Annotated in this window: 13 protein-coding genes and 1 tRNA gene; 6 read left to right on the top strand and 8 right to left on the bottom strand. The window is 58.0% G+C overall.

Translation table 11 applies throughout. The features are described from left to right. Nucleotides 1-32 precede the first annotated feature (32 nt). On the top strand, nucleotides 33-2,096 hold the full coding sequence (locus BLQ12_RS19195; RefSeq protein WP_175469938.1) for a methyl-accepting chemotaxis protein: 2,064 nt from the start codon (nucleotides 33-35) through the stop codon (nucleotides 2,094-2,096). An 85-nt stretch (nucleotides 2,097-2,181) separates the two neighbouring features. Here the strand turns inward: BLQ12_RS19195 and BLQ12_RS19190 are convergent, their stop codons facing one another. Then, nucleotides 2,182-2,763, bottom strand: a complete 582-nt coding sequence (locus BLQ12_RS19190; protein WP_092213100.1) for a TetR/AcrR family transcriptional regulator — start codon at nucleotides 2,761-2,763, stop codon at nucleotides 2,182-2,184. A 184-nt stretch (nucleotides 2,764-2,947) separates the two neighbouring features. Here BLQ12_RS19190 and BLQ12_RS19185 point away from each other — a divergent pair, with 184 nt between their 5' ends. The 4 genes from BLQ12_RS19185 to BLQ12_RS19170 all read left to right on the top strand — a co-directional run bounded on the left by BLQ12_RS19185 (nucleotide 2,948) and on the right by BLQ12_RS19170 (nucleotide 8,237). Continuing rightward, nucleotides 2,948-3,400, top strand: coding sequence for a pyridoxamine 5'-phosphate oxidase family protein (locus tag BLQ12_RS19185; RefSeq protein ID WP_092213098.1), 453 nt, complete (start codon nucleotides 2,948-2,950; stop codon nucleotides 3,398-3,400). Then, complete coding sequence (locus BLQ12_RS19180; protein WP_092213096.1) at nucleotides 3,397-5,595, top strand: PEP/pyruvate-binding domain-containing protein; 2,199 nt, start codon at nucleotides 3,397-3,399, stop codon at nucleotides 5,593-5,595. Before BLQ12_RS19185 ends, BLQ12_RS19180 begins: the two co-directional genes overlap by 4 nt. 115 nt (nucleotides 5,596-5,710) lie before the next feature. Continuing rightward, entirely contained in the window at nucleotides 5,711-7,348 is a 1,638-nt protein-coding gene (locus BLQ12_RS19175) for an ABC-F family ATP-binding cassette domain-containing protein (protein WP_092213094.1), read from the top strand. 157 nt (nucleotides 7,349-7,505) lie between these two features. Continuing rightward, nucleotides 7,506-8,237, top strand: a complete 732-nt coding sequence (locus BLQ12_RS19170; protein WP_092213092.1) for a ParB/RepB/Spo0J family partition protein — start codon at nucleotides 7,506-7,508, stop codon at nucleotides 8,235-8,237. Between the two features lie 367 nt (nucleotides 8,238-8,604). Here BLQ12_RS19170 and BLQ12_RS19165 read toward each other — a convergent pair whose 3' ends face one another. The 3 genes from BLQ12_RS19165 to BLQ12_RS19155 form a co-directional block, all read right to left on the bottom strand. Next, complete coding sequence (locus BLQ12_RS19165; RefSeq protein WP_092213090.1) at nucleotides 8,605-9,351, bottom strand: hypothetical protein; 747 nt, start codon at nucleotides 9,349-9,351, stop codon at nucleotides 8,605-8,607. A gap of 255 nt (nucleotides 9,352-9,606) precedes the next feature. Next, nucleotides 9,607-11,391 (bottom strand): tetratricopeptide repeat protein, encoded by a 1,785-nt coding sequence (locus tag BLQ12_RS19160; protein ID WP_092213088.1) that lies wholly within the window; start codon nucleotides 11,389-11,391, stop codon nucleotides 9,607-9,609. A 31-nt stretch (nucleotides 11,392-11,422) separates the two neighbouring features. Further along, complete coding sequence (locus BLQ12_RS19155) at nucleotides 11,423-12,382, bottom strand: sigma-70 family RNA polymerase sigma factor (RefSeq protein ID WP_092213086.1); 960 nt, start codon at nucleotides 12,380-12,382, stop codon at nucleotides 11,423-11,425. 553 nt (nucleotides 12,383-12,935) lie between these two features. Here BLQ12_RS19155 and BLQ12_RS19150 point away from each other — a divergent pair. Next, nucleotides 12,936-13,012, top strand: a tRNA-Arg gene (locus BLQ12_RS19150). A 393-nt stretch (nucleotides 13,013-13,405) separates the two neighbouring features. On the opposite strand, the gene BLQ12_RS19145 is transcribed toward BLQ12_RS19150, so the two are convergent. The 4 genes from BLQ12_RS19145 to BLQ12_RS19125 all read right to left on the bottom strand — a co-directional run bounded on the left by BLQ12_RS19145 (nucleotide 13,406) and on the right by BLQ12_RS19125 (nucleotide 17,664). After that, nucleotides 13,406-14,515, bottom strand: a complete 1,110-nt coding sequence (locus BLQ12_RS19145; protein ID WP_139164040.1) for a hypothetical protein — start codon at nucleotides 14,513-14,515, stop codon at nucleotides 13,406-13,408. Between the two features lie 242 nt (nucleotides 14,516-14,757). Further along, entirely contained in the window at nucleotides 14,758-15,519 is a 762-nt protein-coding gene (locus tag BLQ12_RS19140; protein ID WP_092213082.1) for a hypothetical protein, read from the bottom strand. Between the two features lie 296 nt (nucleotides 15,520-15,815). Beyond that, nucleotides 15,816-16,739, bottom strand: coding sequence for a DMT family transporter (locus BLQ12_RS19135; protein WP_092213080.1), 924 nt, complete (start codon nucleotides 16,737-16,739; stop codon nucleotides 15,816-15,818). Between the two features lie 100 nt (nucleotides 16,740-16,839). Further along, nucleotides 16,840-17,664: a helix-turn-helix domain-containing protein gene (locus BLQ12_RS19125; RefSeq protein ID WP_175469937.1), complete on the bottom strand. Its 825-nt coding sequence runs from the start codon at nucleotides 17,662-17,664 to the stop codon at nucleotides 16,840-16,842. Between the last annotated feature and the right edge of the window lie 247 nt (nucleotides 17,665-17,911).

The following is a 17,911-nucleotide window of genomic DNA, read 5'->3' as shown; positions in this document are numbered from 1 at the left end:
TCATCATGAAGGAATATGACGTGTTGACTAAAATGAAATTAAGAACCCGCATGCTTTTGGGCATATGTTCGGTCATGGCACTGGCCTTTACGGTTACCATCGGGATCGTTGCCATGATGTCCGGTAACCTTGCAGAAACGGAAGCGCTGGAAAAAGCGGAGCAGATGGCCCACCGGTACGGCGGCGTGGTCAAAGCGGAAGTGGAGGTCGCAGCAGACTCGGCACGAACCCTGGCCCAGGTTTTTGGCGGGGTGGTCACCGGCCTTGACAAGATGGAAGGGGACCTGCCCCGTCGCGAATTTTTGACGCACCTGATGAAACAGGTGATCGTCAAGAACCCCGGTTTTTACGGTGTGTGGACGATTTGGGAACCCAACGCCCTGGACGGCAGGGATGCCGATTTTGTCAATGCCGAGGGCCATGACGCCACCGGGCGATTCGTACCTATCTGGAGCCGCAGTTCAGGCTCCCTGCAGCTGAGAGCCAGCCTGAACTACCAGCGGGAGGGGGACGGGAACTACTACCTTGTCCCGAAACGAACCGGCAGAGAGGTTCTTGCCGAGCCCTATGCCGTCAACATCGGTGGTCGGGATCACCTGATGACAACGGTGAGCGTCCCCATTGTGGTGGGCGGCAGCGTCCTGGGTGTGGTGGGCGTGGATATTGCCCTGAAGACGTTTCAGGACGCTTTTGCCGGAATAAAGGTTTACGGGACGGGGTATCTGTCCATTATCTCCAACGGGGGCGTGTATGTTTCCCATCCCAACGGGGACCGGCTCGGGAAAAATTTTTACAGGGCAACCTCCTGGGGCGGGACGTTTGAGCAGGATATCAAGGGCGGGAAGGCCTTTCAAACGGCCAACTTTTCCGAGACCCTGGGCCGCGAGGTGGTCCGGACGAGTGCCCCCATCTCCATCGGCAGGACCGATACGCCATGGACGGCCATGATCAGCATCCCCAAGGCGATGGTTTTGAAAAAAGCGCATAACATACGGTATGTCTGCCTTGCGGTTGCCCTGGTTGCGATGCTGCTCCTTGTGGCCACGGTCTATTTTATCACGGGGCGTGCCACCCGGCCCATTGTGCGGGCTGTGGACTTTGCCGAGACAGTGGCAAGGGGCGACTTTAGCCGAACCCTTTCCACCCGGAGGCAAGATGAGATCGGTACCCTTGTGGGAGCCTTGAATACCATGGTCGGCACCCTTGGTGACATGTTCCGGGATGTGTCCGCAGGGGTGAGCCAGCTTGCGTCGTCCTCCTCGGATCTCTCCGCGGTTTCGGCGCAGATGTCCTCCGGTGCACGTGAAACCATGGAAAAGACAAACACGTCGGCCGCTGCAGCTGAAGAGCTGAGCACCAACATGACCTCTGTTGCCGCGGCTGCGGAGCAGTCCTCCCAGAACATCAGCCGGGTCGCTGCGGCGACGGAGCAGATCACAGGGACCATTGAAAAAATTGCCGGCAATTCGGAGGAGGCGCGCCACGTCAGCAAAGAGGCGGTCTCCAGCGCCAAACGGTCGTCCGAGAAGGTGAAGGCCTTGGGGGCCGTGGCCCACGAGATCAACACGGTGACCGAGGCGATCACCGAGATCTCTGCCCAGACCAACCTGCTTGCCCTGAACGCCACCATTGAGGCGGCCCGGGCCGGAGAAGCCGGCAAGGGGTTTGCCGTGGTGGCAACCGAGATCAAGCACCTGGCGCACCAGACCGCCGAAGCCACCCAGGAGATCAAGCAGAAGATCAACGGCATCCAGGTCTCCACCGATGACACCGTCAAGGAGATCGAGCACATCTCCGAGGTGATCTTTCGGACCAATGAAATTGTCTCTTTTATTGCAGAGGAGGTGGACGAGCAGTCGGTTGCCACCCGTGAAATAGCTGACAGCATTGCCCAGGCGTCCCAGGGGATGACCGAGGTAAGCGACAACGTGGCCGAGAGTTCCGGTGTCGCAGTGTCCATGGCTCGGGATATTGGCAGTGTCAATGATGCGGCCGAAGAGATGTCCGGGAGCAGTGCCGGGGTGAAGCAAAATGCCGAAGATCTCCACGACCTGTCGGATCAGCTCAGAAGGATGGTCGAACACTTTAAGCTGTAGGGGATACGAAAAACGGTGAGAATCTGGTCCGGGGAATCTACAGGGTTTGCCGGGCCGGTTTCCTTTCCGTGGCCTGCCCGGCTGCTTACTGCCGCACGTGGGCCAGGATCATGTCGATCATCATCTCGACGGTTTGCCGATCGGTCCCGCCTTTTATCATGATAACCATGCCGATAAGTTGACAGAACAGGTGGTTGGAAAGGATGTCGGTGTCCTTGTGCTCCGGGATGTCTCCACGCTCCCGGGCAGCGTCCAGGCAGAGCTTGAAATCTGCCTTTTGCAGGGTCCAGTGATGCTGTACGCGGTCCAGGACCACCTTGTCCACCTGCTCTTTTTCAGCCACCGTGGTGAGCAAAAGGCACCCGTTGCCTTTGCCTGAGTAGGCGTAGTCGATGCGGTGGCGGAAAAAATCGTCGATGTTCGTCAGGCCCAGGGGGTGACGGCGAAGGATATGCCCGAAGCTCCGGTAGACGGTCTGTACGTAATTGTCGATGCACGCACAAAAGAGCCCTTCCTTGTTGCCGAATTCCTGATACATGCTGTGTTTGTTGAGCTTTGTCGCTTTGACGAGGTCGTTGACGGAGACGCCTTTGTAGCCCTTGTCCAGGAACTGTGAGGTGGCCGCGTCCAAAACGTCCTGATGGTCGTACTCTTTGCTGCGGGGCATGGTCCTGTCCTTTGGGGTTGGCAATGGGCTAAATTAAAATGACTGTTCTGCCATGTCAAGCCCAAAAGCCAACGGACCACCGAGGCTGGGAGATGGGGCTGGCGTCTGCCAATACATCTGATATAATGAAGCATCCTTTCACTTTTACGCCTCGTAGGTAAATCCCATAAAAAGGCAGGCCCGCATGACCCATGACACAGCCGTGGTCCATACGATCCGAACCCTCCTTGAAGCCCAGCGGCTGGGGGTGCTGAGCACCCATTGCCAGGGGCACCCCTATGCTTCCCTTGTGGCCTTCGGGTTCACGGAGGATCTTTCCCATCTTTTTTTCGCAACCCCCCGTTCTACGCGAAAATACGGCAACATGGCCGTTGACGACCGGGTGGCAATGCTCATCGACAGCCGGTCCAACGGGGAAACCGACTTCCATGAAGCCCGCGCCGTGACGGTGACGGGCCGGGTGTCCGAATCGTCGGGCCCCGATGCCGCTCCCTTTAAAAAACTCTATCTCGCACGTCACCCCTACCTCAACGACTTTCTGGCGGCCCCCACCTGTGCCTTTATGGTGGTGACGGTCCGGCGCTGCGTCCTTGTGGAGCGGTTCCAGAATGTCACCGACTACGAGGTGACGTCATGACCTTTCTTGTGGATCTTGCCCGGATCGGTGCCGACTCTGCCGGGACGGTGGGGGGAAAGGCCGTGGCCCTGGCCCGTATGAAACAAAGCGGTGTTCTGGTGCCGGATGCCGTCTGCGTGACCTCCAATGCCTATGGTGTGTTTGTTGCCGAGGCCGGGCTTTCCGAGCGCATCCTCATGGAGCTGGAGCGCAAGCCTTTTTCCGAGATGAGGTGGGAAGAGGTCTGGGACGCGGCCCTTCGGATCCGCAACCTTTTCCTGACGGCCCCCTGGCCTGCGGCGCTGCATGAGGCGCTTTCCGACGGGTTGGCCGCTTTTGTGGGCGACGGGCCCCTTGTGGTGCGCTCCTCATGCCCCGAGGAGGACTCTGCAGGGGCCTCCTTTGCAGGGCTGCACGAATCGTATGTCAATGTCCGCGGTCTGGGGCCCACCCTTGAACATATCAAACGGGTCTGGGCGTCCCTCTGGTCGGACGGGGCGCTTCTCTACCGTCGGGAGCAGGGGGAGGCTGCTCATTTCGGGACCATGGCTGTCCTTGTTCAGCGCCTGGTCACGGGCGAGGCCTCCGGGGTAGCCTTCAGCCGAAGTCCCCAGGCAGCCTCCGAGGGCGTGGTGGAGGCGGTGTATGGCCTGAACCAGGGGCTGGTGGACGGCACCATCGAGCCGGATCACTGGCGGCTGGATCGTGCCACCGGAAGGGTCCTTGAGCACCGGGCTCCCGAATGCAGGGCCGCATGCCTCGGGGTGGGAAATACGGGGGTCCGCACGGTTTTGCTCCCGGACGCCAAGGCGTCTCGACCCCCGCTGGCACCGGAAGAGGTGGCGGATCTTTTTGCCGTGGCATGTCGCATGGAGTCCCTGTTCGGCGCTCCCCAGGATATGGAGTGGACCCTGGCAGGCGGACGGGTCCACGCCCTTCAATCCCGGCCCATCACCACCCTTGACTCCAGGGAGGCCTCGGATCGGCAGGCATGGTACAAAGGCCTGCATCGAAGTTACGACAACCTGTGCCGCATGCGGGAGAACATCGAGACCCGGCTTTTGCCGGAGATGACGGAAACCGCAGAGGAGCTTGCCCGGGTTTCCCTTGAGGCCCTCACCAACCTGGATTTGGCCCATGAGATCCGGCGGCGCCTTGAGATCAACGAGCGGTGGGTGGGGGTGTACTGGTCGGAGTTTATCCCGTACGCCCATGGGATCCGGCTGTTCGGCCAGGTCTACAACGATGCCGTTAAACCTGATGATCCTTTTGAATTTACCCTGCTTCTCACCCATACACCCCTTGTGGGAATGGCGAGAAACAGATGCCTGGGGGCGCTGGCGTCCCTGATCCGGGAGCATCCCGATTGGAACGGGGGGGCAGGCTTTCACGGTGACTCGCTTCCCCCTGAGGTCGAGGCCGCCGTGTCGGCGTTCATTGAGGACTACGGAGAGCTGTCCTGGGCGGGGGCAACGGGCGCTTCGAACCTGTCGCCCCGGCAGGCCCTGGTGTCACTGCTGCTTGAGATGGCGGCTCACCCGCCCGTTTCCGAGGCCATGGTCGGGGACACCTCACACCTGGAAGAGCGGTTCCTGGCCTCTTTTCCCCTTGAAGACGGGGAGTACGCCCGAGGGGTGCTGGCCCTGGGACGGTCCAGTTATCGCCTCCGGGACGATGACAACATCTACATGGGCCGCCTTGAAGCCGAGCTCTTTCGCGGGGTGGAGGAGGGGCGCAGGCGACTTGACCTGAAAGGGCCGGGGACCGATGTGGAGCCTCTTCGGGAGGAGCTGGAGCACTTCGGGCGTCGCCCCACCATCCAAAGCGCTTCGGCCCTGGGGGCGGGCGGTGCCTCGGCCGCCAAGGCCCGTCAGATCATGGGGCAGCCCGCAGGGCAGGGGCTGGCCCGGGGAAAGGCCCGGGTGATCCGCAGGCCCGGGGATCTTGCCGACTTGAAATACGGCGAGATTCTGGTGTGTGACGTGGTGGACCCCACCATGACCCATGTGGTCCCCCTGGCCGCAGGGATCGTGGAACGCCGTGGGGGGATGCTCATCCACGGGGCCATCATTGCCCGGGAATACGGCCTGCCGTGCGTGACCGGGGTATCCGATGCCACGGCGCGTATCGATACCGGGGATTATTTGACCGTGGACGGGTATCTGGGCATCGTGACCCTGGGGGAGGCCGGGGCCATGTTTGAGGAGAGCCCCTGATGAATCGTGAAAAAAGATTGCTGATTTAAGTGCGATACGTTATAAGCAGGCGTCGCATGAACCACGGGTTGGAACGACCCGTGGTTTTTTTATTGTTCAAATTGAGGAACCATCTATGATCAGCGCATCCAACGTGGCGCTTGCCTATGGCAAGCGTGTTCTGTTTAAAGACGTCAATATCAAGTTTACCCCCGGCAACTGCTACGGCCTCATCGGCGCCAACGGTGCGGGCAAATCAACCTTTCTCAAAATTCTCGCCGGTGAGATCGAATCCGACAAGGGGGATATCAGCGTCGGGCCCGGCGAGCGTATTGCCGTGCTGAAGCAGGATCAGTTCGCCTTTGATGAAGAGACGGTCATCAACACGGTGATCATGGGCCATCAGCGGCTCTACGATATCATGGTGGAGCGGGATGCCATCTACGCCAAGGCGGAGTTCACCGAAGAGGACGGCATCCGTTCCGGTGATCTGGAGGCGGAATTTGCCGAGATGAACGGCTACGAGGCCGAGGCCGAGGCCGCGGTTCTCCTCAACGGGCTGGGCATCTCCGAAGAGATGCGCCATTTGAAGATGAAAGAGCTGGAAGGCGGGGACAAGGTGCGGGTGCTCCTTGCCCAGGCCCTGTTCGGCAACCCCGACGTGCTGCTCCTTGACGAACCCACCAACCATTTGGACCTGAAGTCCATAGCCTGGCTGGAAGATTTCCTGGACCGGTTCCAGAATACCGTCATCGTGGTCTCCCACGACCGTCATTTTCTCAACCAGGTGTGCACCCATATTGCCGACATCGACTACGGCAAGATCCAGGTCTTCGTGGGCAACTACGACTTCTGGTGCCAGGCCAGCCGCCTGATTCAGAAGCAGAAGCAGAACGAAAACAAGAAAACCGCAGACAAGGCCAAGGAACTCACCTCCTTTATCCAGCGCTTCAGCTCCAACGCCTCCAAGGCCAAGCAGGCCACCTCCCGTAAAAAGCTCCTGGAAAAATTGACCCTGGAAGACATGCCCGTCTCGTCACGGCGATACCCCTGGGTGGCTTTCAAGCCGGAACGCCCCTGTGGCAACGTCATCCTCGAAATCGATAACCTGAGCAAGACCATCGACGGCCAGGAGGTGTTGAGTAATTTCAGCATGGTGGTCAACAACGGGGACAAAATTGCCTTTGTGGGAGACAACGGCCTTGCCAAGAGCACCCTGTTCCAGATCCTTTCAGGGGAAATGGAGCCGGACTCCGGCAGCTTCCGCTGGGGACAGACCATCAGCCCCTCTTTTTTCCTTAAAGAGAACCGGCAGTACTTCGAGACCGATATGACCCTGGTGCAGTGGCTGCTTCAGTACGCGCCCCCCGACGAGGGCGAGAGTTTTGCGCGGGGTTTTCTCGGTCGTATGCTTTTCTCCGGGGAAGAGGCCATGAAAAAGACCGGGGTTCTCTCCGGCGGGGAGAAGGTGCGCTGCATGCTGTCGCGCATGATGCTCTCCGACGCCAACGTGCTGGTCATGGATGAGCCCACCAACCACCTGGACCTGGAATCCATCACGGCATTGAACGAAGGGCTCATAGCCTTTCCCGAGGTGATCCTCTTTGCCTCCCACGACCATGAGTTTGTTTCCACCGTGGCCAACCGCATCGTGGAGCTCACCCCCCGGGGCAGCCTGGACCGGCTCATGGATTTTGACGACTACCTGGCAAGCGCCGATGTCGCAAAGGAGAGGGAAGAGCATTTTGGTGGTGAATGCGCCATGGCGGTATAGCGAAAAGCCTCCGGCAGTTGACCTAACCGAGTAACGACTCAAAACCTGTTTGCCAAGCGTTTCAAGATGGTTGGCCCGGCAGGGCCGCCGGAGGCAGTTTTTTACGTCTCGTGCCGTTCGAAGGAACCGGGTGGCGAGGCTTTATGGGAGAGAGAACATGAACATCAGCACCATGCCCATCACCGACTTGAAGGTGGAAGAGCCCTTTTCAACCCTTTTTCCCGTGGGGGAAGACACCCTTGAGGGAATCCGCCTGGATATGGAGTCCAACGGGTACGACGACGCGTTTCCCATTATTGTGTGGGAAGAAAAGGGGATTGTGGTGGACGGGCACACCCGGTTTACCGCGGCCCTGGCCGTGGGGCTTGAAACGGTCCCCGTCCTGATCCGGAATTTTGAAAACGAAGACGACGCCATCCTCTACGCTTTTCACCTCCAGCGAAACCGGAGGAACCTGGCCGATGAGGACATCCTGCGCTGCCTTCAGCTTCTGGATACCATCGATGAGGCCCGTGGGGAGAGTGACGGAGAAAAGCGCACCAAAAGAGAAAAGATCAAGGAGCGTGCAAGCGAACTGGGCACCAGTGAAAGCAAGATCGACAAGGCCAAAAAGGTGATGGAACACGCCGACGATTCCATTCGCGAAGCCGTGGAGTCCGGGGAAAAGTCCATCAACCAGGCCTTCAACGAGATGCAGGAAATAAGGCGGGAGAGCGGAGAGCTCAAGGGCCGAAACACCTCGTCCCTTGCCTGTGGTGCCCGGTACAGCAAAACCCTTGGCAAGCTCATCGAAGAACTCACCCGGATCCGCGACGAAGGGTGGGAGCAGATCTCCATTGAAAAAGCCCTTTTAGACGTCGAGACCCTGAAAAACATCATCGAAGGCTAAGCGACAAAGGGCCCGGGCACAAGACATTCCAATGTTCGTCAGCAGGCGTGATTCGTTATGGATCGCGCCTGTTGTGTTTTAAAAATCCGTGTCGCCGGAGGCCGTTCGGTTAAAGATGCCTCCGGCGGCCCTGCCGGGGGCTAAACTTTTAAAAAGTTTAATAAACAAGTTTTAAAAAGTAGATTCAATTAAACCTGAATCAAAGGCGAATGTGATTTTCCCTGAGGAACGAAGGGGAAAGCGCATTCGCAATCTGCTTTCGAGGTGGCACGGAGGCATCGCCTTTGTGTTTACCTGAGCCATCTTGCCCCTGTGGTTCATCAGGCTTTAACCATAGAAGGCATCTTTTTGGCTTTTTCTTACGGTGTCACTGTTCCAGGGTAAAAATGGTCTGGTCCACCGAAGGGTTGACGAACATGCGGTCGATGCGGATGGTGGCGCTTACCCCTTTGGCCGTGGTGAGCTCAATGGTGCGGAACCGGTTGGTGCCGCCCGGGTCGGCCTTGGGGGTGAGACGAAGGTCGTAGATCGTTTTACCGGCCTTGGAGAGGGTGGCGCGGGTGGGGAGGCGGTGGGCATTGAGGGTGATGGTTTTGGTTCGGCTGCGGTCGGGCCGGAGAACGAGGGTTTCGGGGCCCTGATCCGGGGTAAGGAGCCGGGCGGACTCAAAGGGACCCACCAGGAATTTGCCCGAGAGCAGGGCGTGGATCTCGGACAGGGTCAGGGGAATGCCCGTTGCACGTGCCAGGGAAGGGTCTTCTACTTTTTTTGCGTAGGGTGCGTGGCTTCCCACGTTGGACCGAAGCCTGAGGCGCGTGCCGTCGTAGGCCAGGGATTCAACGGGGGTCGCCGAGGCGATGATCTCCAGTCGCAGGAGGTTGGGCGCGGCACCGGCCCAGGCGATGCGAAAGCGCCGGGTTTCACCCTTGTCGGTGGTGACCACCGACCCGGTCCCCTTGAAGGTGGTCACCCCTTCATTGAGGCGGGAGAGGCGCATGAGCTCCTCTTCGGCACCGTCTTGTTCAAAACGGACGGGGTGGGGGCTGAAGAGGGAGCAGGCTGAAAACAGGGGCAGGACAAAGAGCACGATGAGGATCAGAACGGGGCGTTGCATGGGTGATTGCTTTCTCTGGTTGAGTGATAAGGGCGCGGGCAACGCCATGGCACAGGCCTATGGCCTCAGCCGACATCTTAATATGGACGGCGCAAAACCAAAACATACGAAAAAACGATGCCTCCGGCGGCAAGGTGTGCCACCTTGAAAGCAGATTGCGAATGCGCTTTTAATATTGTTAGCCCCCGGCAGGGCCGCCGGAGGCATACGCTGAATGGCTACCATGATTTTTACATCTATTTTTAGTGTGACCCCTTAGTCTTTGGCTGCGTCCTTTGTTTCAAGGGACCGGATTTTTTCATGGATGGCCGGGGCGTCTTCATGGCCCAGTTTCAGGGATTCCCGGTAGTAGTTCAGGGCCTCCTGGTTCAGGTTGTTCTGCACCAGGGCGTCCCCCAGGTGTTCCATGACCACGGGGTCTTCGGGCAGGAGGGCCGCGGCCTCCCTCAGGGTGCTCAGGGCTTTGGAATACTGTCCCTTCTGGTAGTAGACCCATCCCAGGGAGTCGGTGATGTAGCCGTCTCCGGGCTTGTGCTCCAGGGCTTTTTTAATGAGCCGTTCCGCGTCTTCAAGATTGATTCCCTGGCGTGCGTAGGTATAGCCCAGGTAGTTCAACGCGTTGGGGTCTTCAGGATCCAGCTCCAGGGCCTTTTTCATGGCGCTGGTGGAGGCTTCGCTTTTGCCCCACTTGTCGTAGAGGACCCCGATACGGAAGTACAGGGACGGATCCTCGCCATTGATCTCAATGGCCTTGACGAGGCAGGCTTCCGCTTTATCGTAGGCCTTTATCTCCTCATAGAAGGAGGCCAGGTAGCTGAGGATCTCGATGCTTTCGGGTTGCTGCACGCGGGCCTCCTCAAGGGTCTGGATCGCCTCTTCCCGCCTGTCCTGTTCCCAGAGCTGGACGCTGACAAAAAGAATTGCCCGTTCGTAATAGTCCGATGCCGGAGAAATGCGGGTGAAGCACTGGATGGCTTCTTCGGAGTCTCCGAGTTTTTCACAGACAAACCCCAGCATGTAGTTGAACTCGGAGTTGTCCTTATAGGCGTCCATGACACCGGTTAAGAGCCGGTGGGCTTCGGAGTATCTCCGGCGTTCGATGTACTGCTGGTTGATGAGGGTGTAGATCTCCGGCCAGCGGTCTGCGGATTGGGTGAGCTCCGCAAAGAGCTCCCGGGCCATCTCCTCTTCCCCTAAGGCCTGGTGGAGAAGGGCCATGGCAAGGCTGGCCTGGATGTCCCCCGGTTTGTGGGTGAGGGCCAGTCTGTATTGCCCCTTGGCCTCATCGTATTTTTTTTCGGCCACAAGGATGTCGGCCAGCTCCAGGCGGGCCTCCATGAACTCCGGTGCGATGCTCAAGCTCTCTTCGAGATGGGACACGGCCTTGTCGGTCTCGCCTTTATCTTTGTACAAAAGGGCGGCATAGTAGTGGCCTGCATAGGCGTACGGGTAAGCTTCAAGGAGTTTCAGGTAGGTCGCAAGGGCTTTGTCCCGTTTGCCGATGGTGGTCTGGAGCATCCCGAGCCGGTAATAAGCTTCTTCCCGCGTGGGGTCCGATTCGATGACCCGTTGCAGGAGCTTTTCGGCTTGCCCGGCCCTTCTTTCGGCCAGGCGGATGCGGACCAGAAGCAGAAGGGAGTCTGCATCATCGGGGTTGGTTTCGAGGATGCCGTCGATGACCTCCATGGCTTTGGCCTTGTCGCCTTCCAGGAGATACACCACGGCCAGCTCCCGCTTGAGGATCAGGGCCGAGGGATCTTTTTGGGAGGCGGCGGTGAGGTACGCCGCAGAAGTGGCGTAGTCTTCGGCTTTGCGGGCCAGCATCGCCTCAATGTAGAGGCGGTAACCGGACCAGGTGTCTGGGCTGTCGATCTCTTCGGCGGTTGCTTCTCCGGGGGCCATGGGGGGGGATGTGGCGGAGGTGAGCCCGCCCCGGGCCGAAGGGCTGCACCCCGACAGGAGAAGTACCGACAGAATCAGGGCCGACATCAAGGCCGGGGCGTGTCGAAGCCCCCGGATCGTGGCTGAAAAAAAGTTCATAAATTCCGTTCCATGTTGTTGAGGAAGGGAGCTATTCGGACCGATCGGTGTACAGATGAAAATCAGGAAGTTCGCTTTGAAAGAAGTCCTTCATCCGTCGGGTGATGTTTTTTTCAATTTGACGGACCCGTTCCCGGGATATGTTGTATTTTTCACCGATCTCCTGAAGGGTCAGGGGGTCTTCGGAGAAGATACGGGAGTTGAAGATCTCCAGTTCCCTTTCGGCAAGGTCTTTCTTGAATGCCTCCACCTTATTGTGGAGCAACGATTCCAACTCCTTCCGTGCAACCTGATCTTCCGCCGAGTCGGATTCGGAGTTGAGGAACTCAATCCGCTCCGTGTCGGAATCCTCCTTTAAGGGAGCATCCAGCGAGACGTCCCAGCCGTCCAGGCGCTGGTCCATGTCGATGATCTCCTTCGGGGAGACGCCGAGCCGTTCGGCAAGAAGCTTCGGTTTGGGGTCAAAGCCCTGCTCGATGAGTTTTTGTTTCTCCTTTTTCAATTTGAAAAAGAGCTTTCGCTGGCCCTGGGTGGTGCCGATTTTGACCAGGCGCCAGTTGTCCATGATGAACTTCAGGATATAGGCTTTGATCCAGAACGAGGCATAGTAGGAAAATTTTACGTTTTTATACGGGTCGAATTTTCGTACGGCCTGCATGAGGCCGATGTTGCCCTCCTGAATAAGGTCAAGCAGGTTTTGCATCCAGACGCGCTGGAAATCCAGGGCAATCTTGACCACAAGGCGCAAGTTTGCGGTGACCAGCTGGTAGGCAGCATCGGGATCTTCGTGTTCCTGAATGCGGATACCCAGTTCAATCTCTTCGTCACGGGTGAGCAGCTTGTACTTGCTGATCTCCGAAAGATAGCTCTGGAGCGGGTCAAATTTCGTGACGGCATTGCCGCCGGACGACTTGACAGGCAGATTTTTATTTTTTGACGCAGGCTTCTTCTTTGGGGCAGCCTTGGCGATGACCTCAGGTTCAGATGTCATAGGATCTCTTTGCGAAGCGTTTTTATCGGTTTTTTCGGAAACGCTGTTGTTGTCTCTTTTGATATTCATATCGGAACATTATCACTAAAAATAAAGGGGAATCATCGGCTTTCTTTCATGCCGCCTGTGCGTGGGGCACCTCCCGTGGATACCGCCGTAAAACCGTTGAGCATTTCTCGTTGTGGATGTCGCCTTTTCTGAATGTATCATGAAATGATGATTATGTGAAAAGTCTGCATTCCCCGATCCCCGATATATCACAGTGGGGCAAATTGCCAACCTTGGAAACACCGCTCCCTTGAAGAGGTCGTGATTTCCATCGGTTGACCGGGCGAATTCTTTTAACGGACCGGATTTTAACGAAAGCGAGCACCCATGACCTCCCAAGGTACCTTTTCTGTGTCGTCATCTGATGTGTGTGGCCGTTTCGCAACGGGCCGACACGCCTCGGTGGAGGCATGAAGGCCCGGGAAGGGGCCTTTTTCGGGGGGCTCGGTTTTTTGTGTGGACAAACGAAATACCGTCTGCTAAATAGCTTCTCGCATCAATTAATGCGCCTGTAGCTCAGTTGGATAGAGCATCCGCCTTCTAAGCGGATGGCCGCAGGTTCGAATCCTGCCAGGCGTACCATAAAAAAAGACAAAGGCACTCCATTTTGGGGTGCCTTTTTTTGTCTGGTCGCGCACCGGCATTCACTATATAAGCGTGATCCCAAAAAGAAAAATGAATTATCGCCTGCCCCTCCGCTCATCCTTGTCCCTGGTTTTCCTATAGTAAAAAAGGGTTGTTGTTTCTCCTGGTCTGCGTGGCCCCTCTTTGCCCAGTTACGGCGCCCAGCAAGAGGGCCTCGCCCCACAGCGTAGTAAAGCAACGGCCATGCCAGCAGGTATGGGCTTTTTGAATTGCTTGTGAATTCAATATCGGATCGCTGCCCAGGGTGTCGGGGAGGCATGGGCACGGGACAGGCGGTGTGTCGTTTGTATGCATCCCGGGAAAGGTGTGTATAAAAAATATACGGGTCGGTCACGGCCTGCCTCCCTTTTTTGCCAGGCGTCGCACACCATCACAGATCACCGCACATTCCAGCCCGAAGGGGAGGTAACCGCCATACCCCAGAATGGGCATCTCAAAGAGGTGGAAGCGCCCCACATACGGAATGGCGTATTCCCAGTGTGACAGGCTCAAAGCGTTCCACAGCTCCCACAAAAACCCACAGGCAAGGGCGGACACCGCCATGAGCCAGGGCTGCGTCCAGTCTCCGGTTTTCAAGGGGCTGAAGATGGTCTCGTACCCGGCCAGGTGTTGTCCCGCCACACCAAGGAGAAGGGGGCACACCCACAGGGCGGGGAAGAGAAGGTCCGGCCGGATGCCGATGCCCATGAGAACGGCGCAGGACAACAGAATCATAAGCCAGGGGGAAAAAGGGTTTCCATGCACGTCTATTTTGACAAAACGGTCCATACCCGCCCGGGTGCGGGGAAAGGACGCCAGGAGATCGCAGGTGCTTGCAATTCCGGGAAGGACCGTTGAAAAGGCGAGGCTGGCGTAGGCTTTCAAGGCAATCGGTTCGCCCGGGCCACGGTAATAATACCAGTTCGTGGCAAAGCGGTTCAGGTACTCAAAAAACCACCAGAACAAAGCGCTCGCCACGAAAAGGCAAAGCAGGGCGACCGGCTCGTGTGTCAGCAGGCTCCGCCCGGTTCTCTTGTGGGTGTATCCGTTTGCCACCAGGATAAAGGAGAGCCAGAGAGGCTCAAAGGTATGGGCCTGAAAGGGCTCAAACCACGGGAACCGGGTCCAGGCAAGCACCCATGACCCCAAAAGCAGAAGAATGCCGAGGCGTCCCCACCAGGGCAGTGTACCGAGGGGCGTTTTTTTTTGCCTGGCAACGCTCCCCTGAAACCTGACCAGATGCCTGAGAAAGGGCGCCAGGGTCAGGGTGAGAAGGATGACAAGACAGACAAATGCCGTGGGGGAAAAGGGGGCCGGAGGGATGTACTCCGGTATCGAGGTCAGCGACAGGTAGGGGAGAAGCGGGCTTCCGTTGAGCCAGGCCCCAAGAAGGGGCAGAAAGATCAGGAGAACGGCAATGGCGCCCGCCGCAACGATTGGATTCACCGGTTTTTTTATCACGATATGCCCTGTGCGGTTCATGCCGGAGAGGCACCCATGTCAAACGGTTGAAGGTCAGTCTGTTGAGTCTCAGGGGAGGGTGAAAAGGCGTGTGAATTTTCAGGATGCTTTATGGGGCACTGAGCGCCGCCCTTCGGGAAGGGCAAGGGCTCAGCAGCCCATGGTGCAAAGAACCGGGCATGAATAACGTATTTCAATGCTTCATTATATGAGGTCAGGGTCCAATGATCAACAACTGCCTCTCATCTGTCAGGCGAAGCCAGGGTGACTTCCAACTCAGCCTTCAGGGGTGTTGCAACGCTTCTCGATCGGCCCCTGCCGCCCCGTCCCCCTTTGCGTCCCGATTTTTTGTCTCCTGATCTGTCGGCAGGGCTTGTCTCAGGAGACTCAATGCCAAGGGTGATTTTGGTCTCTGGTGTGGTGTTTGCCATAAGGGCCATGGTCTTGAGGTTGAGTTTGGCCTCCATGACCAGTCGGTCGAACCTGTCTTGTGCCATCCGTGCATCAATGCCTTTTTTGCGGGCTTCCGACGGCGTAAGGGCCATGGAGATCCCGGAAGGGGGTATCGTGATCGCGATGGTGGCAGGGGAGGCCATGGTGTTTCGGGAGCGTGAAGGATCCTTCTTTTCATGCGCGTTTCTTTCAGGAAGGTCGGAGGGCTTGATCTCCAGCGCCACATCGGGCTCCTGGGTGTCATCCAGGTCGAGGGTGAGGGTCAGGCCGCTGTGCATAACCTTCCTTGCCATGCTTCTCGATCCCACGGTGACACAGATAAAGAGGCTGTCGGCATTGTTCATGGTTCGGACGGCGAGACGGCTGTCTTCGTCATAATACTGGGGCCGTACCTCTTCCCACTCGTCAACCTGGCCGTCTATTCTGAGGGTGTCAACGGGTTGCCAGGCGCTTTGGATTTTTTGGGGCGAGCTGCATCCCATGAGGAGAAGAGCAAAAGAAACGGACAGGATGCCTGTGGTGAGGGGCCGGAGGGGGTGTCTATGGTGCATGGGGATCGGGTTCCTTGTGTGAGAGTAAGGGGCGGACCATGGTGACCGCGCAGGGTCACACAGGCCCGCCGCGGAGGCGATTGGCTGCCGGGCGTGAAGCCATGATGTCAGAATGAGTAGCAACGGGCATGCCAGTTGGGGAGATGCCCGGGGAACCGTCTGAAATTCTATGGGAGTGGCCGTGGGGGGGCCGGTATGGGTGCCCCGTGGTGGTCCCGGGGAGTGGGTGGTTTCGGGACACTGGGGTGGGAGTGTGGGTAAAAATACCTCACACCCGCGGATTTGGAGGGTGGTTGTTACGCGGCGCGCTGGCTGAACACAACACCTATCAGCACAGCCCCTGCCATGAGAAGCTGCAGGGAGGAGAGGGCTTCTCCCAGTATCACCCACCCGATCAACACCGCATTGACGGGGACCAGGTTGATGAAAATCGATGCCCTGGAGGCCGGTACATGGCTCATCCCCCAGTTGTAGAGGCCGAAGGCTCCGAGGGTTACAAAGAACCCGAGAAACGCCATGGCAAACATGAGCTCCGGGGTCCAGGCCGACGAGGGTGTCTGAAGGAGAAGGGGCAGGCCGGGTGTGAAAAAGAGGGTGCCTGCCAGCAATTGCATGCCGGTGAGGCTCCAGGGATTGTAGCGCTGGCACAGCTGCTTGACGATGACCATGTTGATGGCCGCGCTTACCATGGCACAAAGTTCAAGGCCGTTTCCCAGAAGAGGGTTTTGGGCCTTGCTGCCCGGGGAGTCCAGGATCGTGAGGGCGATGACGCCGGTGATGGTGATCCCGAGGCCTGTGATGAGGTGGCCGTTGATCTTTTCCTTGAGGAAGAGCCAGGCCCCGAAGGCAACGAACAGGGGGACCAGCGCCGAGATCACGCCGGCCTGGGAGGATGTCGTGTAGGTGAGGGCGTAGGATTCCAGCAGAAAATAGAGGCAGGGCTGAAACAGGACCATGGGGAGAAGCAGTTTCCAGTCCCCGGTCCGATAGCCCGCAAAGGCGGATTTGCCGACAAAAGGGGCCAGCAGGAGCAGGGCCGTGGTCATTCGGAGCCACATGACAGACCAGGGGTTCAGGACCGCAACGGCAATCCTCATGGCGGCAAAGGAGCCGCCCCAGAGCAGGACAGCTGCCAGAAGTGCCGCCACCGGCAAGAGAAGGCGTTGCGGGGAAGGGGGTGTGAGGGGTTCGGTGTGCAAACGGGCCTGGGCTGTCTCCATGGGAAGCTCTCCTGTGTGTAGGGTTGATACAAACCCTATCGCATCGGAAAAGGAGGGTATTGTATGAAATTGCGGTGGGGCTGGCTTTGTGCCGGGTCCATTATAGATTTGTCATATATTGCCTGGGGGTTGCCCCGGTGAACTGTTTGAACCGTTTGGTGAAATGGCTTTGGTCGCTGAACCCGGTTTCCAGGGCGACCTGGGAGAAGGGCATCCCTTGCCGTATCAGGCGCTGGGAGAGGTCAATGCGGCGCTGGGTGCGAAAGGCGTGGGGCGCAATACCCGTGGCATTCTTGAAGACACGGAGGAAATGGTATCGGCTCAGGCCGACGGCTTCGGCCACCTCGTCCAGGGACATTTTACGGCCCAGCTCCTCGGAGAGATACTCCTTGGCACGGCAGACACGGTGTGACTCACCCCGAAAGGCTTCGGGGGTTTGAGCGTTTCCGTAACGAATCAGAAGATGCCCAAGGGACTCCAGCAGCGCTGTTTCCAGGGACAGTCGCCCCCCATGCATGGTCATGCGGTGGAAAAAATGCAGGAGATGACCCTGAAGGACCGGGTCACGAACCACCATGCGTTTGAATTCCGGTGCTGCTGCGTCTTTTCCGGAGACATCCCGGAAGGATGCGGTCATCACATCAAGCATGATGTTGACGGACCAGTACGAGAGTTGCTCCCGGCCGATGGGAATGCCGGAGTGGACCTGGGCCGGGTTGATCAGCGCAACGCTTTGCCTGTCGACGACGGCCTCGTGCTCCTCAGGCCCCACGCAGTAACTTGCCCCCCTGTCCGCGAGAACGAGGGTATAGGTGTTGTCATGGGCATGCTTGGGGAAAATGTGATGGCTCTCAATGGCTCGTGTGACTTCAATTCCCTTAAGCTCGTGATGGCGATAAAACGTTGTGTTTTCAGACTTTCTCATGGGGCAGACACCGGTTATTATCTCGTGTTGGTCAAGGTCTGCCGATTCTATCAGGTGTCTGACCATATTTCTTGTAGAAAATTGCGGACCCGTTTCCCTCTCCCCAGTTTCCGGGTGGGAGCGGCAGGATCGGGGGCTTGGGATGGATGCGCGTTCTGTGATAGGATACCAGAGTGACTTCGATGTGTTCGGCCGGTATCTCCCGGCGGGATTCCGGCTTCTCTTCCTGATAAACCCCCTGTTGGTG

This window comes from Desulfoluna spongiiphila (assembly GCF_900101345.1).
GTDB classification, from domain to species: domain Bacteria; phylum Desulfobacterota; class Desulfobacteria; order Desulfobacterales; family Desulfolunaceae; genus Desulfoluna; species Desulfoluna spongiiphila.
Note: the sequence above shows the minus strand (reverse complement) of the source record. Positions and strands in the feature narration are given on the sequence as shown.